Below are 20973 nucleotides of genomic sequence, written 5' to 3' on the forward strand. Positions count from 1 at the left end.
GTGCGACGCCCGGCGTACGCCGGAGCGTTCAGCGCACCCCGTCGGGGCGGAACTGGACGCTGATCCGGGGCCCCACTGCCCGCGCCGTCTTCGGGACCGCGTGCTCCCAGGTGCGCTGGCAGCTGCCGCCCATGACGATCAGGTCGCCGTGGCCGAGCGGCCGGCGTACGGGGACGGGGCCCGGGCGGCGGGGCCGCAGCGCCAGATGGCGGGGGGCGCCCAGCGAGAGGATCGCGACCATCGTGTCCTCCGTGGACCCCCGGCCGCCGGTGTCGCCGTGCCAGGCGACCCCGTCCCGGCCGTCCCGGTAGAGGCAGAGCCCGGCCGTGGTGAACGGCTCCCCGAGCTCGGCCCCGTAGTGCGCCCCCAGCGCCGTGCGGACGGTCTCCAGCGCGGGGTGCGGCAGGGGGTCGCGCCGCCCGAAGAAGGCCAGCAGACGGGGGACCGCCACCACCCGCTCGTACATGACCCGCTCCTCGGCGCGCCAGGCCACATCGCGGACCAGCGCCTCGAACAGGGTGTCGGCCCCCTGGAGCCACTGCGGGAACACGTCGATCCAGGCGCCGTCGCCCAGCTGCTCGCGGCGCACCCCGTCCAGGGGGCGGACGGCGACCTCGTCCGTCTGGTCGAAGAGCGAGGTCTGCAGATGAAGGGCCATGGGGCGAGCGTAGCGCTTTTTCGCACACATGTGCGAACACGCGCTCCCCGGGCGGGCCCTCGGCCCTCCGCCACCGGATCGGCGCTCCCGCGCCCTCACTTCCCCCTGATCAGATCGGCGCACTTCTCGCCGATCATCATGGTGGTGATGCAGGGGTTGGCCGTGGTCAGCAGCGGCATCACCGACGCGTCCGCCACCCGCAGTCCGGTGACCCCCTTGACCCGCAGCTGCGGGTCGAGCGGCGAGTCCGGGTCGCCGGCCGGACCCATCCGGACCGTCCCCGCCGGGTGGTAGACGGTGTTGTGGGTCTCGCGGATGTACGCGAACAGCTCCGCGTCCGTGGTGGCGCCCGGGCCCGGGGCCAGCTCCGTCCCCGCCCAGTCGGCCATCGCGGGCCGCGCGACGATCTCCCGCGCCAGCCGGAGCCCGTACGTCATCACCCGTACGTCGTGCTCGTCGGTGAAGTAGCGCGGATCGACCCGCGGCTTGTCCCGGAAGTCCCGGGTGCGGAGGCGGACCGTGCCCCGGGAGCGGGCGCGGGTGACGTTCGGGGTGAGGCAGAAGGCGTTCTCCGAGGTGGGGTAGCCGCGCCGGTAGGTGTTGAGGTCGAACGGCACCGAGCCGTAGTGGAACATCAGGTCCGGCCGGTCCAGCCCCGGTTCCGTGTCCGCGAAGACGCCGATCTCCCACCACTGGGTGGAGGCGGTGACCATCGGCCGCTTCGCCTCCCACATGATCACGCCCTCCGGGTGGTCCTGGAGGTGCGAGCCGACGCCGGGGGAGTCCACCCGGACCTCCACCCCGCTCTCCCGCAGGTGCTCGGCCGGGCCGATCCCGGAGAGCATCAGCAGCTTGGGGGAGTCGATCGCCCCGCAGGCCACGACCACCTCGCGCCGGGCGCGCACCCGGCCGCTGTGGACGGTGTCGGGCTCCAGGTACTCCACTCCGGCGCAGCGCTCCCCCTCGAAGAGCAGCCGCTTCGCCTGGAGCCCCGTCCGCACCTCCAGGTTGGGCCGCTTCCCCAGGACGGGATGCAGATACGAGACCGAGGCCGAGGCCCGGGTGCCGTCCTCGCGGGCGTTGATCTGGAACCAGTGCGCACCCCTGACCACCGTGGAGCCCGTGTTGAACGGCGTGGTGGGGATGCCGGCCTCGGCGCACGCCTCCAGCAGGGCCCGGCCGCACGGGTCGGCGGGCGGGACCGTGCGGATGGTGACCGGGCCGGAACGGCCGTGATGGTCGCCGGGCGCGTCGTTGGTCTCCAGCCGCCGGTAGAGCGGGAAGCACTCCGCCGCGCTCCACCCCGTGCACCCCAGGGCGCCCCACTCGTCGAGATCCTCGGCCGGGGCCCAGAAGGCGATGCACGAGTTGTGCGAGGAGCAGCCGCCGAGCACCTTGGCGCGGGCGTGGCGCATGAAGCTGTTGCCGTACTCCTGCGGCTCGACCGGATAGTCCCAGTCGTAGCCGGACTCCAGCAGCGCCATCCAGCGGTCCAGCCGCAGGACGCTGTCGTCCCCGACGTCCGAGGGCCCGGCCTCCAGGACGCAGACGGTGACGTCCGGGTCCTCGCTGAGCCGGGCGGCGACGACGGCACCCGCCGTACCGCCGCCGACCACGACGTAGTCGTAGGTGGGCACAGGACTCTCCTCGGGCATCGCGTCTCCAGGGATCCAGGGGGAGGGTTCAGGGGCCGGGGTCGAGAGGGCCGGGTCGGGGGAGCGGGGGCTCAGGGGCGGGACGGCGGAACGGTGGGGTCCGCCGGCTGGGACCGGTGCTCGGCGAGCACGCCCGTACGGTGGCGCTGGACGAACCAGTAGTAGGCGAAGCCGCCCAGCGCGACGACCCCGATGAACAGGAAGGCGCCCCACCGCAGATACCAGTGCTGCGGCCCCGTGGCGTTGTAGACCTCGGCACGCGGCCAGGCCAGGTTGAGGGCCATCGCCGTGCCCCAGAGCACCGCGAGCACATTGACCGGCAGCCCCCAGCGGCCCAGCGAGAACGCGCCCTCGCGCGGCTGCCAGGTGCCGCGCAGCCGGCGCAGCAGCATGGGCACGGTGACCATCAGATAGGCCACGTAGATCATGATGATCGCGATGCTGGTGATCACCGAGAAGATCTGCGGCTGGTTGATGTTGACCACCAGGATCACCACGCCGACCACCCCGATCACCACGGCGGGCACCACCGGCGTCCGGAACCGGGGGCTGACCCGGGCCAGCTTCGATCCGGCGGGCAGGTTGTTGTCCCGGGCCATGGCGAACATCAGCCGGATGCCGGCCGCCTGCACGGCGAGGACGCAGACGGTGATCGCGACGACCACCGCCCAGAGGAAGATCTCCCCGACGGTCTCCCCGAGCGTCGCCAGCACCACGTACTGCAGTCCGCCCGTCGACAGCTCCTCCGCCTTCAGGTCCGGCACCGAGAGCAGCGCGAAGAGCAGGATGAACGCGCCGATCAGGAACGAGGCGATGAGCGCCCGCAGGATGGCGCGGGGCGCGTTGCGGCCCGGGTCGTGCGACTCCTCACCGAGGGAGGAGGCGGTGTCGAAGCCGTACATGACGTACGCGGAGGCCAGCGAGGCGGTGAGGAACGCGCCCAGGTAGCCGAGGCCGGTGCCGCTGCCCAGCCCGTACGTCTCCGTCAGGGCGGTGCTGGGTCCCCGGGTGATGTGGGCGGCGAGGAAGATGATCAGGGCGACGGCGGCGATCAGCTCGATGAAGACGCCCGCGGAGTTGATCCGGGCCATCAGCTTGACGCCGAACGCGTTCACCAGGGTGGAGAAGAGGATGAGCACCGTGCCGAGCAGGACGGCGTTGGCCGCCTGGTCGTTCTGCCCGCTGCCGTCCCCGACGAACTGGAACCACCCGTCGATCTGCGGCAGCGTGATCTGGTAGGCCAGTGCCACCGCCGACAGGGTGACCATGGTGGCCGTCATCATCATCCAGCCGCCGAGCCACCCCACGTGCGGGCCGCCCATCTTCTTGGCCCAGTTGTAGACCGAACCGGCCACCGGATAGCGGGCCGCCAGCTCGCAGAAGCACAGGGCCACCATCAGCTGCCCGCAGAAGACCATCGGCCAGGACCACCAGTAGGCGGGGCCGCCGAAGGTGACGCCGAAGTAGAAGAGCTGGAAGGTGCCGGTCAGGATCGAGATGTAGCTGATCCCGGCGGCGAAGGTGTGGAAGTTGCCGAGCGTGCGCTTGAGTTCGGGCCGGTAGCCCAGCTCCCCGAGCGCGGCGTCGTCGGAGCTGCTGTCGACCGTACGGCCGCGAGGGCCGCCGGACCCTTCGGCGCCACCTGACCCCTCGGCGCGGCTCACTCGAACCACCGCTGCGGGACGGTGGCCACATTGCGCCAGATGTGCTTGGCCTCCTGGTACTCCGCGAGCCCCGTCGGCCCCAGCTCCCGCCCGAAACCGGACTGCTTCATACCGCCCCACTCCGCCTGCGGTACGTAGGGGTGGAAGTCGTTGATCCACACGGTCCCGGCGCGCAGCCGCGCGGCCACCCGGTGGGCGCGTCCGGCGTCCCGCGTCCAGACCGCGCCCGCCAGCCCGTACACCGTGTCGTTGGCCAGCCGTACCGCCTCGTCCTCGTCCCGGAACCGCTCCACCGTGAGGACGGGCCCGAACGACTCGTCCCGCACCACGGACATGGCCGAGCGGCACTCGTCCAGCACGGTCGGCGGGTAGTAGAAGCCGTCCGCCAGCGCCGGATCGTCGGGCCGCGCGCCCCCGCACCGCAGTACGGCGCCCTCGGCGATGCCCTCGGCCACGTAGGCCTCGACCTTGTCGCGGTGGGCGGCGGAGATCAGCGGGCCGCTGCGGGCGTCCTCGTCGAAGGGCCCGCCGAGCCTGATCCGGCCCGCCCGCGCCACCAGCTCGTCCACGAACCGGTCGTGCAGCTCGTCCTGCACCAGCAGCCGCGCCCCGGCGGAACAGACCTGCCCCGCGTGCAGGAAGACCGCCATCAGCGCGTAGTCGACGGCGGTGTCGAAGTCGGCGTCGGCGAAGACGATGTTGGGGTTCTTGCCGCCCAGTTCCAGGGCCACCTTCTTCACCGTCGGCGCGGCGGCCGCCATGACGGCCCGCCCGGTGGCCAGCCCGCCGGTGAACGACACCATGTCCACCCGCGGGTCCTCGGTGAGCGGCGCCCCCACGGCCGCCCCCGTCCCGAGCACCAGGTTGGCGACCCCCTCCGGCAGCTCGGCCTCGACGAGCAGCCCCATGAGCAGGACGGCGGTGTGCGGGGTCAGCTCGCTCGGCTTGAGCACGAACGTGTTGCCGGCCGCGAGGGCCGGGGCGACCTTCCAGGCGGTCTGGAGGAGCGGGTAGTTCCACGGGGTGATGAGCGCGCAGACGCCGACGGGCTCGTACACGATCCGGCTGTCCACGTCCGCCGTCCCGGTGTCGACGACCCGGTCGGTGGACCCGGCGGAGACGAGGTTGCCGAAGTATCGGAAGCAGTTGGCGATGTCGTCCATGTCGTACGCGCTCTCCACCAGCCGCTTCCCGGTGTCCAGCGACTCCGCCCGCGCGAAGGTGTCCCTGTCGCGCTCCAGCAGCTCTGCCACCCGCAGCAGCAGCCGCCCGCGCCTGGCGGCCGGCGTCCTCGGCCAGGGCCCCTCGTCGAAGGCCAGCCGCGCGGCGGCGACGGCCGCCCGGGCGTCCTCGGGCCCGCCCTCGTCGACGGTGGCGACCGGCGTGCCGTCGGCCGGACAGCGGATCTCCCGCGTCCCCCCGTCGGCGGCGGCGGTCCACCGGCCGCCGATGAACAGCTCCGGCATGGCTCCTCCTGCTCCCGGCGCCCTCTGTGGCGACTCCACGACAGAGAGTAAGCGGAGCGGGGCGGGGGCGCAGCGCGGACGGCCTCGCGCTCACCTCCTGGTCCGAATGCCGGTGCCCGCTGCGAACGGCGACCCCGCTGGGAGAGACCGGAAAAGGAGGTTCAGATTCCTCATTCTCTGCTTCGTTCGACTTTTCGGCTGCCGGTCCCGGATGATACGGATTCATCGTTGCCCGTTCGCTCGTCGACACATAGACTCGGCAATGCGTTCGCCTGGGACGGGGCAGGGGCAGTACACCTCGGGCGGAAAGTGGAATCTCTACTATCAATCCCGGGGAGTCCTTTCCCCGGGTTGGCCCTGCCGGCAGGCGCGGAATCATCCGCGCGTCGAATTTCCACGGGGGAATCCCTTGAAGCAGAGATATGGGCGCAACACGGCCAAAATCACTTCCTGTGCGACGCTGACCGTCGCGCTGACCGTGACCCTGAGCCTGGGGGCGGCGACGACAGCCCACGCCGACTACTACAGCGGCGGAATGCCCAGCCGGTCCTTCAACGTGAAGGCTGTGGGCATCAACGACACCTGGGTCGGCTTCCTCGACCGTGGCCGCAGCAACTGGAACGGATCGGGCGCCGGGACGAACATCGGACGGAAGTCCAGCGCCAAGGCCACCTTCACGGCGGGCCGCTACAACGAAAGCTGGTACGGCCTCTACTCTCCGTCCGGATTTCGCCCGATCAATCGCATATTCGCGATCAAGGTGAATGCCAAGAGGCTCGCCGAGAAGTCCGGTTCGAAGATGACGGAATGGTGCCGCAGCACCACCACTCATGAACTCGGACACGCGCTGAGTCTGGACGACAATCCGAACACGACCAAGGCATCGCTGATGAAGCACAACCGCAATCGCGCGACCGTGCAGGCGCCCCTTTCGTACGATGTCTCCGAAGTGAAGAGGATCTACAAGTGACCGCGATAAGGAATATCCTCGTCGGCGGGTCGGCGCTCGTGGCCGCCGTCGCCCTCGCCGGATGCTCGCTCGAAGGCACGTCCAAGGCGGGGAACGGCTCCGAAGGGGAATCGAACGTCGTCGCCTACGAGGCGGACTATCCGGCCTACGACTCCATCGACGAGGTCATCGAGGAATCCGACGTCATCATCAGGGGGACGGTCGTCGGGGCGCAGGTGAGGGAACTGCTCCCCGAGGCGTCGGAGGGTGACGATCCCGCCGCCAATCCGCAGGCGGGAGTCTCGCCGGAAGAGGCGGCGGAGGTCGACCCGGTGATCGTCACGGTCTCCACCGTCAAGGTCGCCGAAGTGCTCTCCGGCCCCGCCGGGGGTGTCGAGGCAGGTGACACCGTCGAAGTGAGCCAGCTCGGCGGCACGGTGGACGGCGTCACCTACAAGGAGGAGCAGACCACGCACCTCGTGAAGGGCACGACCGAGTACGTGCTGATGCTCGCCGACCACGGTCCCCAGGCACCCTACGACCTGCTCAACCCGACACAGGCGCTCTACACCGTCACCCCCGGTGAGAAGGTCGAGGCGGTGGCCGACGACGGATTCGGCAACGCCGGGAGCGTCGGCCAACTGGCTGCCAAGGCGCGCACGATCGGCAGCGCCCGCTGACCCACGGCACCCGGAGGGCGGCTGCTGCCACGCACGCACGGTGTGCGGCAGCAGCCGCCCTGGGCCGGACGGCTGATGTGCTTCGACCGGTCCGCATCAGCGGTGGGGGTACGCGCCTCTGCGGCGTTGGTGCCGACCGCCGGTGCCCCGGGACGACACCCTAGGAAGTCAGACGGAGGGCCTTGAGCACACCGCTGCTCAGCGTCACGTCGTTGTCCGCGCCCGCGACCGCCCGGCCGCCGTTCACCTCGTACACCCCCTGTGTGGTGTTCACCAGGGTGAAGCGGCCGTCGTCCTGCGCGTCGAGCAGGAGGACGTACTCCTTGCCCTCGGTGAGGTCGGCGGTCTCCGGGCCCGACCCGGGTGTCGTGTAGGACACCTCGACCGTACGGCCCGGATCCGCGCCCTTCGCGGTCGCGGCGACCACCGCCGTGGCGACCGTTCTGTCGCTGTCGTCGGCCGTCTCCTCACGCCCGGCTCCGAGCCGCGCCAGAACGATCAGGTCCGCCTCTTCTTCCAACTCGGCCGTGGAGGCGTAGAACGGCTCGTCCGCCAGGGGGCCGCCGCCCGGTTCTTCCAGGCCGCTCAGCACGGCGGTGACGCCGACGACCACGGCGGCGGCGACCGTACAGGCACCGGCGGCGATCAGCAGACGGCGCCGGGGAGTCCGGCGAGGGGCTGCCGACGGCGTAGGGGTTCCGACCAGGGCTGCCAGTTCGGTGAGGGCCCGGGCCGACAGCCCGTCCGGCTGCTGTTCCCTCTCCGGTACCGGGACGGGGTTGGCGGCTCCAACCAGTGACTTCACTCGGATCATGCCGACTCCTCGGACTGCTCGGGCTGAACGGGCTCTGCGTACAGGTCTCGGAACGCCTTGCGGGCACGGTGCAGCCGGACCCAGACCGCCGCCCCGCTGCAGCCGAGGACCTCACCGGTCTCCGCGGCGCTCAGCCCGTCCCAGTAGCTCAGGAGCAGAACCTCCCGGTGGCGTACGGGAAGGCGGTCGAGCGTGTCGAGGACGGCGGATCCCTCATCTGACACCGACGGGCGGTCCAGCTCGTCGCTGATGCGCCGGTGAAGTTCCGTCAGGCGGGCCATGGCACGGTAGTGGTTGCCCAGCAGATTCCGCGCGGTGACGAACAGCCAGCCACTCGTGACATCCCCGCCGCCCCCGAGGACGCGCTCCCAGGCGATCCGGAACACCTCGGCGGTCAGTTCCTCCGCGGCGGCGCGTGCACCCAGACGCCGCAGTACGAAGGCCATCACACGTGGGTGGTCCTGCACATACAAAGCCGTGAATCGCGCGGCGCGTTCACGGTCGCTTCCGGTCTGAATGGTCTCCACACCCCGTACATGTCGTGGGAGCCGCACGTCCTTACAGTCCCCGGGAACAACGATGGGCCCGCATTTTCGCAGGGGCCGGCCCGCAGGGGCGACAGACCCTTCCGGGCTGTCGGCGGACTCCGCTGCCCTCCCCGGACCTCCAGGCCGTTTCCGGGCCCTGCTTCGACGGCGGGGCTCGGAACCCTGGAGGGCCACAGCCCCTCCGGAGCGGTCCGGCCCGCTCCGCCGCGAGCCCGACGACCGACCCGGTGCTAAGGGCTGTGGGCGGGGCCCTCGGTGTGGGCCGGGGCAGGCCATGGGGCTGCATCGGACCTCCTCTCGGGAAGCGGGACACTCACGAATCGCAGAGCAGTCCCACTCGAAAAGTTTCGAATAATTTTCGAAGACTTCGCGCCACAAGCTAGGAAGGGTGTGGCTCTTCGTCAAGGCGTAGTGCCGAACTGGATGGTGCGAAGTGTCGTTCGTGGAGGGTGCGGAACCCGTGGGAGGAGATGTAATGCCTGATGGGCGACGCCGGAAGCGAGGTTCTCGCAGTTTTCCGAGGTCGCTACTCGCCCATTGAGTGCTTCGAAACTTTCGATAGTGAGGCGAAATTTTCTATCTGCTTGGCTATTGACGATGTACCGTCAGCGCCTCAATCATCCCTGTCTAGGACGCCGTTGCCAGTTCCCGGCGTCCCGCCGCGCCGCACCGGAGCGATCCGTGCCGCAGTGCGGCAGACCCACCGCACCCGCATCTGTACACGCACCCGCATGACTGATCCGCGCAGCCGAGCACCTGTGCCATCCGCTTCCTGACAGCGAGGTCCGGAACACCACCGCTGTCCGGTGCGTACGCCCGACGACCGGCACGGTGCCCGTGCGGCCGCCCAGCCCGTCGAGGGCGGCCGGAGCAACTCCGCTGCGCCTCAGCCCTTCCGTGACATCCACCCTGGAGGCACACCCATGGGCTCGTACGCACTTCCCGGACCTGCGGTCCGCCGGAGAATCCGCAGTCTGGCGCTGTCCTTCGCCGTCAGCATCCCTCTGGTGGCTACCGCGCTGGTCGCGCCGCCGGACGCACAGGCCGCCGAGAACACACTGGGCGCCGCGGCGGCGCAGAGCGGCCGGTACTTCGGTACCGCCATCGCCTCGGGCAAGCTCGGTGAATCCGCCTACACCTCGATCGCCAACCGTGAGTTCAACATGGTGACGGCGGAGAACGAGATGAAGTTGGACGCCACCCAGCCGCAGCGGGGCCAGTTCAACTTCACAGCCGGCGACCGCGTCTACAACTGGGCGGTCCAGAACGGCAAACAGGTGCGCGGCCACACCCTCGCCTGGCACTCCCAGCAACCCGGCTGGATGCAGAACCTCAGCGGCAGCACGCTGCGTCAGGCGATGATCGAGCACATCAACGGGGTGATGGCCCATTACAAGGGCAAGATCGTCCAATGGGACGTCGTGAACGAGGCGTTCGCCGACGGCAACTCGGGGGCCCGTCGGGACTCCAACCTGCAGCGGACCGGCAACGACTGGATCGAGGTCGCCTTCCGGACCGCACGTGTCGCCGACCCGAACGCCAAGCTCTGCTACAACGACTACAACGTCGAGAACTGGAACTGGGCGAAGACCCAGGCCATGTACAACATGGTCAGGGACTTCAAGCAGCGAGGCGTACCCATCGACTGCGTCGGATTCCAGGCGCACTTCAACAGCGGCAGCCCCTACAACAGCAACTTCCGCACCACGCTCCAGAACTTCGCCGCTCTCGGCGTGGACGTGGCCGTCACCGAACTCGACATCCAGGGAGCCTCGTCGACGACCTACGCCAACGTCACCAACGACTGCCTGGCCGTCCCGCGCTGCCTCGGCATCACCGTCTGGGGAGTGCGCGACACCGACTCCTGGCGGGCGAGTGACACGCCGCTGCTGTTCAACGGTGACGGCAGCAAGAAGGCCGCCTACTCCGCCGTCCTCAACGCGCTCAACGGCGGCTCCACCACACCGCCCGCCGAAGGCGGCGGCACGATCAAGGGCGTGGAATCGGGCCGGTGCCTCGATGTGCCCAACTCCAGTACCTCCGACGGCACTCAGGTTCAGCTGTGGGACTGCGGCAGCGGCGCCAACCAGAAGTGGACCCACACCGCCACCGGTGAGCTGAGGGTCTACGACGGCAAGTGCCTGGACGCCGCCGGCAGCGCCAACGGCGCCAGGGTCCAGATCTACAGCTGCTGGGGCGGCGACAACCAGAAGTGGCGTCTCAACTCCGACGGGAGCATCGTCGGCGTCCAGTCCGGCCTCTGCCTCGACGCAGTCGGGAGGGGCACCGCCAACGGCACCTCCATCCAGCTCTATTCCTGCTCGAACGGCAACAACCAGCGCTGGACCCGCGCCTGACGCGGGCGTGCTCCCGGCCGAGGGAAGGCGGCGTCTCCTCCGAGGGGCGCCGCCCTGGGCCTGAAGGCAGCGCGTAGCGGCGGGGGCGCCGCTCGATGTGCGGGGTAACGGGGGACCGGGCCGACGGGCTCGGCGCGGCTGCGGAGTGTGGTCGCCGACCCCCGCGGCTCGAAACCCCGGAGATGCCGCCGCCCCCTACCCGACTCGCGGCCCGACGGGTCGGACGGGGGGCGGCGGCATCGTCGTGTCAGATGTCCTGGAAGAGAACAGCCGGCGCGCTGAACTGCCATGATGAGGAATTGTCGATCGCTGACCTGCTCGAACGGCCGACGCCGGACCAGCAGGCCGGCACGTGATGACGGGCCTGCGCCGGATCACCCGGCGGTCGGCCGGGGGTGGATCTGCTCGATGCGGTCGCGCTTGGTGTACAAGTCCCAGTAGTGCTGGGCGAGGTCGTCGGGGTCGACGAGCGGGCCGACCTGGTCGGGCATCGCGGAGGCGGCCGACTCTCCCGTCTCGCTGCGGGCGATGAAGGCTGCGATGGACAGGGTGCCGGCGTAGGCGCCGATGTCGGCGAGTTCGCCGTTGAGGGAGTACAGCCAGTTGCGGGCGGCGGCCATGAGCGGGCCGACGCCGCTCATGTAGGGCCGCGGGGCCACGGCGGTGTGGCCGGTGGTCATCAGGAACGCGCCGTCGCCGCGCTCGGCCCATTCGGGCAGCACCGCGCGGACCACCTCGACCGGCGTGAGCAGGAGAAGAGGGCTGTCCTTCTGCAAGGTGGCGGCGTCCAGCTTGGTGGCGGGGGCGAAGCTCTGCTCACCGCTGATCGGCCCGTACTCGATGACGTCGATGCGGCCGAACCGTCCGCGGACGGCGTCGATGAGGGCGGGTACCCCGGCGGGCTGGGAGAGGTCGGCGGTGAATCCCGCCGCGTCGATGCCCTCGCCGATGAGCTGTTCGACGAGTGCGTCGAGGCGGTGCTTGCGGCGGGCGACAAGGGCGACGCGGAAGCCTTCGCGAGCGAAGCGGCGGGCGACGGAGGCGCCGAGCCCGGTGCCGGCTCCGAAGACGACGAGGACCTTGGGCGTGTCGGACATGGGTATGTCTCCTCGGGCTTCTGGGGTGTTCTTGCTGTTCAGCGGGGGTTCGTGGTGGATGGGGCGGGTCAGCCGCGGGCGTTCCAGACCAGAGGGGCGCGGTGGGTCCAGGCGCCCTGGTCGACGGAGTCGAGGAGGAAGCGGGCGAGGTCGGCGCGGTTGATCCAGCGTCCGGGCGTGGTGACGTTGGCGTCGCCGGCGTGCAGGGGGCCGGTGGCGGGTCTGCCGGTGAGGGCGACGGCGCGGGCGAGGGTCCAGTCTGTGTCGGAGGCGCGCACGGCCCGTTCGACGCCGGTGTGGTCGGTGAACCCGGCCTTGATGTTCGACAGGTTGATGAATGCCTTCATCAGCGGGTTGAGGCGGGCCCAGTCGTCGCCGGCGCCCTGTGAGGAGGCCAGGATGATCCGGCGGATGCCTTGCTCGGCCATCACGGTCAGGGTGTCGCGGGCAGCATTGGTCATGAACATCGGCGGGCTGACCGGCCTGGCCCAGGGGTTGTCGGAGGCGCGGGCGTTGTTCAGCACACTGATCACCGCCCGGGTGTCGTGGGCGGCCTCGCGGATGTCGTCGATGTTCGCGGGCGTGCCCTGGATCAGCTCGACACCGGCCGGGGCGTGGACGGCGGAGGGGTCGCGGACGAGGGCGCGGACGCGGTGGCCACGTGCGGCGGCCTGCGCCAGGACGTGGGCGCCGGTGCGGCCGCTGCCGCCCAGGACGAGCAGGTCGACCATGGGAAGTCATCGCCTTTCATCGTGCGTAGAGCCGGCTGGCATGAGCCGGCCGGGGACGGATGCGGAAGGATCGGACGGAGTACGGGCCGAAGCGCCCCCAGACCACTTCGACGGCCAGGACCAGCAGCACGGCGTTCACACCGATCGCGCTGTACTCCCGGCGGCGGACGCGGAAGGTACCGATCAGCGCCGTCCGCACCGCGGGGGCGAGCGCGGTGAGCGGGGTGAGGACCGCCGCGATGCCCGGTGGTGGCGGGCAGGACGAGGCCGAGCGCGGCGGCCGGCTCGGCCGCGCTGATCAGCCGGACCGTGCCCGGGGCGAGGCCCTCGGCGTAGGGAGGAGCGCCGACGAGCCTGTCGACGAGCTGAGCCGTCCTTATGACGACGGCCGTCGCGCATACCGTGGCCGGCAGTCCCCGCAGGACCCGCAGCAGGAGGTTCGTCGGACATCCTGGTTCCGGATCACGGGGGCTATGGGGGATTCAGCCGTGCGCGGGGACGGCACAGCCGTCCGGGCCGCAGGCCGGGGCGTCGCCACCGGCGACGGGGGCGAGGGGGTAGGTGTCGTTCCAGGCCCTGCGGAGCAGGTCGAGCAGGGTGTCGCTGTCCTGGGCGCCGGGGACGCCGTAGCGGCTGTCGACGACGATGAACGGGGCGCCCGTCGCGCCGAGGCGCTGAGCATGGGCCGCGTCATCGCGGACCTGTGCCCGGTAGCGGCGCTCGGCGAGGGCCTGCCGGGTCTGCTCGCGGTCCAGGCCCAGGGTGTCGGAGAGCGCGAGCAGGTCGTCCAGGGAGAAGACGGGCTGGGCCCGGCCGAAGTAGGCGCCGAAGATCACGTCCCACGCTTCCTGGTTCTTGCCGTGGGCGGAGGCGTGGGCGAGGAACTCGTGGGCCAGGTCGGTGTTGCCGACCTGGTTGTCCAGCACTCGGTACGGGCTCAGTCCCTCGGCTGCGGCCAGTGCCTCGATCCGCCGTGTCGACGCATCGGCCTGACCGCCGCCCACACCGTGCCGTCGCAGCAGGGCCTCGCGGACGGAGAAGGTGCGGTCCTCGGGGAAGCTGCTGCTGAGCGGGAACGAGTGGTGGACCACCCCCACCTCGCCCGCGTGCTCGAACCGCTCCACGGCCCGCTGCAGACGGTGACGGCCCAGTCCGCACCAGGGGCATGTCACCTCGGACCAGATGTCCACCTTCACCACGCACCTCCAATTCTTACGACTTGTTCGTAACGCCATGGTGGACCAGTATGAAAAGCGATACAAAAGGCACACCGATGTGCGTGCCGGAGAGGAATGTGCGTGATGGAACGGGGCAGCCAGCCGAAGGCGACCGGTGGGGCGGCGGCGGTCGGGCCGTGCACGGCGATCCCCGCCGAGCACATGGCCTTCATCCGCGAGGTCCTGGACCGCGTCGGCGACAAATGGAGCCTGCTGCTGATCGCCGTCCTGGAACCCGGCCCGCTGCGCTACACCAACCTGCAGCGCCAAGTTCCCGGGATCTCCCAGCGCATGCTCACCCTCACCCTGCGCCAACTCCAGCAGGACGGCCTCATCTCCCGCACCGCCTATGCCGAAGTGCCCCCGCGCGTCGAGTACACCCTGACCCCGCTCGGTCGCGGCCTCCACGAGATCGCCACGTCCCTGGTCGGCTGGGCCGCCGCCCACCACGACGAGATCCGTGCGAACCGGGCCCGCACGACCTCCGCGCAGCCGGTCACGGGTGCACGCGCCTGAGCTACCGGAGACCGTCACCGACTGCGGCGACACACACGGCCCCCCGACTCCCCGTCGCCGGCCGGGCGAGGAGGATCCCCGGTGGCCTCCACCGCGGACGTAGTTGCGGTGACCCGGTCGCCGGGCCGTCCGGCGGATCAGCCCGTGCGGCATTCCGGTGATCTCCGTCGCTGCCCGACATCCCGGTGACGGTGTGCGGCTCGGTGGCCGGCCTGAGATCTTCGTGCGAGTGAGCGTCCGTGACCTCCTCACCCCCTCCTGCCGGCACACGATCCGTAATCTGCTCAGGGAAGGACGTCAGCTTCCGGTGCGGCTGCCCCGTCAGAGGCGCGGTGTGCGGGGCGGGCGCGGCGCACGTTCCACAGGGCACACAGGATCACGGCGATCAGAACGATCACCGCGGCGACTGTCTGCCCCGCCGCCGTGTCGTCGGAGGTCTGGCCGTCAGGGGTGAACAGGCTCGGGATGAAGTTCCATGTGGTGTGGAAGGCGCAGGTGCGCCAGATGTTGCCGTCTGCGGTCGCCCACAGGGCCAGGGCGACACCGATGAGAAACGTCATGAACACGTAGGAGGCCGAGGCTCCTTTGTTGAACATGTGCGCACATCCGAACAGCGCCGAGCTGCCCAGCACACCTGCCGCGGTTCCCCAGCGATGACGCAGGACCGGGAGTAGGTAGCCGCGGAAGAGGACCTCCTCGGTGGAGGACTGCACGGCGACTCCGAGCAGCAGCAGTGCTCCCATGGCCAAGGAGACCGTCGCTCCGTCTCCGGCGTCCCCGTCCGGCCCGTCTCCCGCCAGGATCCCCGCCACCGTATTGAGCACGAGGAAGAAGACTGCGGCGGTCACGGTGCCGAGCACGGCCTTGCGCACCCGGTGTTCGCCCCCGAAGCACAGCCCGAGAAGACTCCTCCCCTCGGTCGCCCTCACCCAGATCGAGAGCACCAGGAGAGCGGGGAGGAAGGCCGCGATGGACCACAGCGCGATCTCCCTGTGGGTGCCGGACTCGATTCCGGCACCCCGTACGAAGAAGTGCCCAACGGCCAGCCCGACGGTCAGGGACACCGTCACAGCGAGAACTGCCATGAACCACGAACTTGCCGGTGCCGTCGTACCGGAAGCGTTCCGAAGCCGCTCGGAGTCTCTCTGCCTCATCCGCCTACTCCTTCGGTCGAAGCGTTGTTGCTCCGATCAACCTCTCCCCGACACGTGGACCGCGCCCGTTCTGGGCGGAGGGGCTGCTCCGAACGGGGAACTGCCGGCGGGCCGGAGGCAGGGTGCGGTGCGGTCGACGCGGACGAGGAGGCGCTTCATGGTGACGGCGCCGCCTTGCGGCAAGGCGGCTTGCCTTGCCGCAAGGCGCGGAACCGTCGTCAGAGGGCCGGCCTCAGGAGCACGGGGCGCAGCCGCCTGTAACCGCGGACGGCCACGGGCCGCAGTGCTCTCAGGGTGTAGCGGGGCAGATGCGCGAGTTCGGCGGCCAGTCCGGTATCCACCAGCGTGGTGCCGGGGCGGGCCAGAGCCGTGAGGCGCGCCGCCGTGTTCACCGTGCCGCCGTATACGTCGCCGAACCGGCTGAGGACGGCTCCGTGCGCCAGACCGCTCCGCACCCGGGGCAGCTCGGGATCGGCCTCGGTGCGGGAGGCGATCTCCAGGGCGATGCCTGCCGCCTCGTCGGCGCGATCGGCCACGTAGAGGACCTCGTCGCCGATCGTCTTGACGACCCGTCCCCGCCCGTCGGCGATCACGCCCGTGGTCAGCTCCTCGAACCGGTCGATCATCCGGGCAAGTTGCGGGCTGTCCAGCCCCTGGGTCATTCGGGTGTACCCGACCATGTCGGTGAACCCCACCGCCCGACAGAGCACGCGAAGGCCGTCGGCCGGGTCCGGACAGGTCTCCGGCGTGGGCCCCTCCCCGTACGCGTATGGCCGGGAGCTGTCCTGCGAGAGCGTTCGTGCGGCGTGGGCGGCCAGATGGCGGCGCCACACATGACGTTGCAGCAGTTCCATTTCCGGGAGCAGGGACAGGGCCAGTTCCTCCGCCCCGCGGCCGTCGGCGGCTGCGATCTGGGAGGCCAGGGTGTGGACCTGCCACTCGGCCAGCCGGGACAGATGGTGGGCCAGAGCCCGCGCCATCATCGTCTCACCCTCCGCGGTGATGACCCCTGCCCGGATGAGCCTTTCACCGGCCCGCAACGCGTCCACGTCGGCGTCCGTGAACGCCCGCTCCTCATCGGCGACGGCGGGGAACCCCAGGGCACGCCAGATCTGCGCAGTGCGTTCGGTTCCGACCCCGGCCCGTTCGGCAACCTCGGACCGAGTCCACCTGCGGGGTCCGAGCAGCACCGATTCGACAGGGTCGCGCTCCGCCCGCCCGGCGTCATCCTGTTCTTCCGGCTTGTCCCAGGCCGTAGTTGCGACGTCGTCGCCCGGCGGCGTGCTCATGTGGTGTGCACGATGAGCACGTCCACGCCTGCCTTCCGCGCGACGTCGGCGGGCACCGACCCCAGGAGGCGGCCGGCCAAGGATCGCAGTCCCCGGTTTCCCACCACCAGCAGGTCGGCCGAGCACTCCCGTGCCACCCGCACGAGCACCGTGACCGGGTCGCCCTCCACGGCCCGCAGCTGCACATGCGCCGCCCCCTGGGCTTCGGCACGGGCGCGAGCGGCCCGCAGGCTCTCCTCCGCGGGCGCGGAACCCACTACCTGGTAAGCCTCCTCGCCCAGTTCCTCCTGAGCCCGCACCAGCTCCGGCCCGGACAAGGGCTGATAGGCGCAGACGATCACCAGGTCCGCACGGGTGTCCGCCGCCAAGCGTGCAGCACGCTCGACGGCGGTGAACGAAGAGGCCGACCCGTCAGTGCCGACCAGAACCGTTCTCTGTGCATCCATCTTCAACTCCCTTCTCTTCGAGCTAACTTACTTCAAAGTAAGGTGATTGAGAGCGGCGTGGGGCCGTCCGCGGCGGCGCCGAGACACACCTCACATCGCCCGTACGGGCCGACGGCGGCAGCGCACCACGTCGGCAAAGGGGCCGGAGGGGGATCACCGGGTACCGGTCGTCCGCGTGCGCGATGCCACGGACTCCGGTGTAGCCGGTGGTCACATCTGTCGTGTCAAGTTCAGGTCCGCTGTCTGCTGGTGGGACAGCGAGCCGGTGGCGGCTTGGACGACTTCGCCCATGTGCTCGCGAGGGCCGCGGGCCGGAGCCCGCCAGTTCTGAAGAAGCGCCCGAACCCGGGAACCGGCGAACGCGACCGCACCGCCATGTGCGTCAAGCGCACCCGGTACCGAGTCAAGGGCATCCCCGGCGTCGAGGACCGTCGCTTCGACGCACTCCAGGACGCCAAGACCTGGCTCGCCCGGGCCCAGTCCGATGCACGCCGAGGCGAGTTCGACGACCCCTGGACTTCGACGATCCCCGGGACGGGGCCATATCCCCCAAGGACCACATCGCGAGCCACTGTCGGCCCACCCGCAGCGGTGACCGCGCGGCCGCCCGAACCGGCCCTGGCGGTGCGGGAGGCCCTGCCGACCGGTACCGGGCCCTCGCTCCGGCCGCGGCAGGGGGTGATCGCCGCGCTGGACGCGGGCAGCGCGGTCGGTGCCCGGGTGTGGGACCCTCCCGGGAGCACGGCTTCCACTTCCTGCGCCACTTCTTCGCCTCCGAGGAGCTGGAGGCCGGCGAATCGGTCGTCTCCCTGGCACGCTGGCTGGGGCACTCCGACCCCGGGTTCACGCTGCGGAAGTACTCCCACTTCCTGCCCCGCGCCGGCGCACGAGGTAGCGCCGCCATCGACGCGGTCTTCGCGTAGCCGCGACCGGTCGCCTGCGCCCGTGGAGCGTGGCTCGTAGCCCGCCGCAGGCCCCAAGTCCCGGAGAAGTCCCAGACATGCCGCCGCACCCATCCCTGACCCGCTGTATGGCAGGTCAGGCGGGGTGCGGCGGCATTCACGTATCAGATGTCCCGGAAGATCTCGATCTGCGCCCCCACCGAGTTGAGCCGCTCCGCCAGCTCCTCGTAACCCCGGTTGATGACATAGACGTTGCGCAGTACGGAGGTGCCCTCGGCCGCCATCATCGCCAGCAGGACCACCACCGCCGGGCGCAGCGCGGGTGGGCACATCATTTCGGCGGCGCGCCAGCGGGTGGGGCCCTCGACCAGGACGCGGTGGGGGTCGAGGAGCTGGAGGCGGCCGCCGAGGCGGTTGAGGTCGGTGAGGTAGATCGCGCGGTTGTCGTAGACCCAGTCGTGGATCAGGGTCTGGCCGTGCGCGGCGGCCGCGATGGCCGCGAAGAACGGGACGTTGTCGATGTTGAGGCCGGGGAACGGCATCGGGTGGATCTTGTCGATCGGCGCCTCCAGCTTGGAGGGCCGGACGGTGAGGTCCACCAGGCGGGTCCGGGCGTTGTCGGCCGCGTACTCCGGGGTGCGGTCGCAGTCGACGCCCATCTCCTCCAGGACCGCCAGCTCGATCTCCAGGAACTCGATCGGCACCCGGCGGATGGTGAGTTCGGACTCGGTCACCACCGCGGCGGCCAGCAGGCTCATCGCCTCGACCGGGTCCTCGGAGGGGGAGTAGTCCACGTCCACGTCGATCCGCGGGACCCCGTGCACGGTGAGGGTCGTCGTGCCGATGCCGTCGACCCGTACGCCCAGCGCCTCCAGGAAGAAGCAGAGGTCCTGGACCATGTAGTTGGAGGAGGCGTTGCGGATGACCGTCGTGCCGTCGTGGCGGGCGGCGGCCAGCAGGGCGTTCTCGGTCACCGTGTCGCCGCGCTCGGTCAGCACGATGGGGCGGCCGGGGGAGACCGAGCGGTCCACCTGCGCGTGGTACAGCCCCTCGGTCGCGGCGATCTCCAGGCCGAACCGGCGCAGCGCGATCATGTGCGGCTCGATCGTGCGGGTGCCCAGGTCGCAGCCGCCCGCGTACGGAAGGGTGAACTGCTCCATCCGGTGCAGCAGCGGGCCCAGGAACATGATGATCGAACGGGTGCGGCGCGCCGCGTCCGCGTCGATCGCCGTCATGTCCAGCTCGGCCGGCGGGATCAGTTCCAGGTCGACGCCGTCGTTGATCCAGCGGGTGCGGACCCCGATGGAGCTGAGCACCTCCAGGAGCCGGAACACCTCCTCGATCCGGGCCACCCGGCGCAGGACCGTGCGGCCCTTGTTGAGGAGCGAGGCGCAGAGCAGCGCGACGCAGGCGTTCTTGCTGGTCTTGACGTCGATCGCGCCGGAGAGCCGGCGGCCGCCGACGACCCGCAGATGCATGGGCCCGGAGTACCCGAGCGACACGATCTCGCTGTCGAGGGCTTCGCCGATGCGGGCGATCATCTCAAGGCTGATGTTCTGGTTGCCGCGCTCGATGCGGTTGACGGCACTCTGGCTGGTGCCGAGCGCCTCGGCCAGCTGCGTCTGTGTCCAGCCCCGGTGCTGCCGGGCGTCACGGATGAGCTTGCCGATGCGTGCGAGGTAGTCGTCTGACATGGCGGCAGGTTATCTCAGATATGAGATGAGACTGTCGTGGGGGTGTGCCGTTCGAGTGACGGGAGTGCAACGCCCGCCGTCCGCCGTTCCATCGTCTCCCGGGTGGGGTCGAGCGGCGCGGGGCGTGCGTCCGTACGGGGGCGCACACCCTCCCCGTGCCTCACCCCCTCCGGCCGCGCCTCAGCCCCTCCGGTCGCACCTCACCCCCTCCGGGCCACCAGCCACTCCAGCGCCTCCGCTCCCGCCTCCAGTACTGAGATGTGCCCCGCCCCCGGGCGGAGCCGCAGTTCGGCCGTCGGGCAGCGCTCGGCCAGCCAGCGGCTGTGGGCGGCGGGGGCGATCCGGTCCTCCTCGCCGTGGAGCAGGAGCAGGGGCGCTGTGATGGTCGCGGGGTCGAAGCCCCACGGGGCGACGTACGCCAGGTCGTCGGTGACCGGGGCGTCCGGGCCGCCCTCCAGGGCCGGGCCCACCACCTCGTCGAACCAGGACCAGGTGGAGGCCAGCGCCTCGTGGTCGGCGTCGGTGAACACGTCCGGGTCGTAGGCCGCGCCCGCCTCGTACGCCTCCTTCGCCGCCCGCCCCTCCGCCGCCGCCCGCAGCGAGGCGGCCGAGGAGGGCACCATGCCCGCGTACCAGTCCAGCCCCTCCGCGTCGTACGGGGCGAGGCCCGCCACCGTCGCCACCCCCAAGACCCGGTCGCCCAGTAGGGCGGCGCAGGCCAGGGCGTGCGGGCCGCCGCCGGAGTGGCCGAGGACGGTGAACCGGCCGACGTCGAGCGCGTCGGTGACCGCCCGTACGTCGGGGGCGGCCGAGCCCACGGTCCGGTCCGGGAGCGGGGACGAACCGCCGTAGCCCGGGCGGTCGTACGAGACCCAGCGGACGCCCAGCGCCTCGGCGGCGGCGAAGAGCGGCGCGGGCGGGGCGCCGGTGTTGGGCGTGCCGTGGTGCCAGAGGACGACCGGGCCGTCGCCGCCGGTGTCGTACACATGGAGCGTGCGGCCGTCCTCCAGCCGCAGATCGCTCTCGCTGACCTTCACTCCGTCACCCCTCCGCCGTACGAGCCTCTTCCGCCGCACGAGCCTAGGGCGCTGTCGCCTGCCGTGCGGACGGCGACCGCGGTTCGACGACGGCGTCCG

19 protein-coding genes are annotated in these 20973 nt (G+C 70.7%); 5 read left to right on the forward strand and 14 right to left on the reverse strand.

What is annotated here, in order from left to right:
- Positions 1 to 28: 28 nt before the first annotated feature.
- The 4 genes from ACQ9ZG_RS27040 to ACQ9ZG_RS27055 form a co-directional block, all read right to left on the reverse strand.
- A complete protein-coding gene (locus tag ACQ9ZG_RS27040) occupies positions 29 to 658 on the reverse strand; it encodes an alpha-ketoglutarate-dependent dioxygenase AlkB (protein ID WP_109916141.1) in 630 nt (209 codons plus the stop codon).
- Positions 659 to 753: 95 nt separating this feature from the next.
- A complete protein-coding gene (locus ACQ9ZG_RS27045) occupies positions 754 to 2313 on the reverse strand; it encodes a GMC family oxidoreductase (RefSeq protein ID WP_028418062.1) in 1560 nt (519 codons plus the stop codon).
- A 71-nt stretch (positions 2314 to 2384) separates the two neighbouring features.
- Entirely contained in the window at positions 2385 to 3977 is a 1593-nt protein-coding gene (locus ACQ9ZG_RS27050) for an APC family permease (RefSeq protein WP_032755846.1), read from the reverse strand.
- Positions 3974 to 5443: an aldehyde dehydrogenase family protein gene (locus ACQ9ZG_RS27055; RefSeq protein WP_499281313.1), complete on the reverse strand. Its 1470-nt coding sequence runs from the start codon at positions 5441 to 5443 to the stop codon at positions 3974 to 3976. The genes ACQ9ZG_RS27050 and ACQ9ZG_RS27055 overlap by 4 nt, the downstream gene beginning before the upstream one ends.
- A 409-nt stretch (positions 5444 to 5852) precedes the next feature.
- Here ACQ9ZG_RS27055 and ACQ9ZG_RS27060 point away from each other — a divergent pair, with 409 nt between their 5' ends.
- Positions 5853 to 6413 carry a zinc metalloprotease gene (locus tag ACQ9ZG_RS27060; RefSeq protein WP_258312233.1) on the forward strand — a complete coding sequence of 187 codons (561 nt, stop codon included), beginning with the start codon at positions 5853 to 5855 and terminating at the stop codon, positions 6411 to 6413.
- Entirely contained in the window at positions 6410 to 7072 is a 663-nt protein-coding gene (locus ACQ9ZG_RS27065) for a hypothetical protein (protein WP_109916166.1), read from the forward strand. Before ACQ9ZG_RS27060 ends, ACQ9ZG_RS27065 begins: the two co-directional genes overlap by 4 nt.
- A gap of 160 nt (positions 7073 to 7232) precedes the next feature.
- On the opposite strand, the gene ACQ9ZG_RS27070 is transcribed toward ACQ9ZG_RS27065, so the two are convergent.
- Both ACQ9ZG_RS27070 and ACQ9ZG_RS27075 read right to left on the reverse strand, forming a co-directional pair.
- Positions 7233 to 7886 carry a hypothetical protein gene (locus ACQ9ZG_RS27070; protein WP_258312234.1) on the reverse strand — a complete coding sequence of 218 codons (654 nt, stop codon included), beginning with the start codon at positions 7884 to 7886 and terminating at the stop codon, positions 7233 to 7235.
- Entirely contained in the window at positions 7883 to 8332 is a 450-nt protein-coding gene (locus ACQ9ZG_RS27075; protein ID WP_375138327.1) for an RNA polymerase sigma factor, read from the reverse strand. The genes ACQ9ZG_RS27070 and ACQ9ZG_RS27075 overlap by 4 nt, the downstream gene beginning before the upstream one ends.
- A gap of 1025 nt (positions 8333 to 9357) precedes the next feature.
- Between ACQ9ZG_RS27075 and ACQ9ZG_RS27080 the strand changes: the two genes are divergently transcribed.
- Positions 9358 to 10791 (forward strand): endo-1,4-beta-xylanase, encoded by a 1434-nt coding sequence (locus tag ACQ9ZG_RS27080; protein WP_109916169.1) that lies wholly within the window; start codon positions 9358 to 9360, stop codon positions 10789 to 10791.
- A gap of 374 nt (positions 10792 to 11165) precedes the next feature.
- On the opposite strand, the gene ACQ9ZG_RS27085 is transcribed toward ACQ9ZG_RS27080, so the two are convergent.
- The 3 genes from ACQ9ZG_RS27085 to ACQ9ZG_RS27095 all read right to left on the reverse strand — a co-directional run bounded on the left by ACQ9ZG_RS27085 (position 11166) and on the right by ACQ9ZG_RS27095 (position 13815).
- The gene (locus tag ACQ9ZG_RS27085) at positions 11166 to 11888 is read right to left on the reverse strand and encodes an SDR family NAD(P)-dependent oxidoreductase (RefSeq protein WP_109916170.1); all 723 of its coding nucleotides are present in this window, start codon (positions 11886 to 11888) and stop codon (positions 11166 to 11168) included.
- 68 nt (positions 11889 to 11956) lie between these two features.
- Positions 11957 to 12619 (reverse strand): NAD(P)-dependent oxidoreductase, encoded by a 663-nt coding sequence (locus ACQ9ZG_RS27090; protein ID WP_109916171.1) that lies wholly within the window; start codon positions 12617 to 12619, stop codon positions 11957 to 11959.
- 482 nt (positions 12620 to 13101) lie between these two features.
- Entirely contained in the window at positions 13102 to 13815 is a 714-nt protein-coding gene (locus ACQ9ZG_RS27095; RefSeq protein ID WP_109916179.1) for a DsbA family oxidoreductase, read from the reverse strand.
- Positions 13816 to 13920: 105 nt separating this feature from the next.
- Here ACQ9ZG_RS27095 and ACQ9ZG_RS27100 point away from each other — a divergent pair, with 105 nt between their 5' ends.
- The gene (locus ACQ9ZG_RS27100) at positions 13921 to 14352 is read left to right on the forward strand and encodes a winged helix-turn-helix transcriptional regulator (RefSeq protein WP_109916173.1); all 432 of its coding nucleotides are present in this window, start codon (positions 13921 to 13923) and stop codon (positions 14350 to 14352) included.
- A gap of 284 nt (positions 14353 to 14636) precedes the next feature.
- Here ACQ9ZG_RS27100 and ACQ9ZG_RS27105 read toward each other — a convergent pair whose 3' ends face one another.
- The 3 genes from ACQ9ZG_RS27105 to ACQ9ZG_RS27115 form a co-directional block, all read right to left on the reverse strand.
- Positions 14637 to 15437: a CPBP family intramembrane glutamic endopeptidase gene (locus ACQ9ZG_RS27105; RefSeq protein ID WP_181398284.1), complete on the reverse strand. Its 801-nt coding sequence runs from the start codon at positions 15435 to 15437 to the stop codon at positions 14637 to 14639.
- 287 nt (positions 15438 to 15724) lie between these two features.
- Positions 15725 to 16795: an adenylate/guanylate cyclase domain-containing protein gene (locus ACQ9ZG_RS27110; RefSeq protein WP_109916175.1), complete on the reverse strand. Its 1071-nt coding sequence runs from the start codon at positions 16793 to 16795 to the stop codon at positions 15725 to 15727.
- Positions 16792 to 17241 (reverse strand): universal stress protein, encoded by a 450-nt coding sequence (locus tag ACQ9ZG_RS27115; protein ID WP_109916176.1) that lies wholly within the window; start codon positions 17239 to 17241, stop codon positions 16792 to 16794. Before ACQ9ZG_RS27115 ends, ACQ9ZG_RS27110 begins: the two co-directional genes overlap by 4 nt.
- A gap of 722 nt (positions 17242 to 17963) precedes the next feature.
- Here ACQ9ZG_RS27115 and ACQ9ZG_RS27120 point away from each other — a divergent pair.
- Positions 17964 to 18164 carry a site-specific integrase gene (locus tag ACQ9ZG_RS27120; protein ID WP_375138328.1) on the forward strand — a complete coding sequence of 67 codons (201 nt, stop codon included), beginning with the start codon at positions 17964 to 17966 and terminating at the stop codon, positions 18162 to 18164.
- 143 nt (positions 18165 to 18307) lie between these two features.
- Here ACQ9ZG_RS27120 and ACQ9ZG_RS27125 read toward each other — a convergent pair whose 3' ends face one another.
- Both ACQ9ZG_RS27125 and ACQ9ZG_RS27130 read right to left on the reverse strand, forming a co-directional pair.
- Complete coding sequence (locus tag ACQ9ZG_RS27125; protein WP_018491703.1) at positions 18308 to 19837, reverse strand: helix-turn-helix domain-containing protein; 1530 nt, start codon at positions 19835 to 19837, stop codon at positions 18308 to 18310.
- Positions 19838 to 20037: 200 nt separating this feature from the next.
- Complete coding sequence (locus tag ACQ9ZG_RS27130; protein WP_109916177.1) at positions 20038 to 20874, reverse strand: alpha/beta fold hydrolase; 837 nt, start codon at positions 20872 to 20874, stop codon at positions 20038 to 20040.
- Positions 20875 to 20973: the final 99 nt, after the last annotated feature.

It is taken from the genome of Streptomyces araujoniae (genome assembly GCF_050871195.1).
Classification (GTDB): domain Bacteria; phylum Actinomycetota; class Actinomycetes; order Streptomycetales; family Streptomycetaceae; genus Streptomyces; species Streptomyces bacillaris.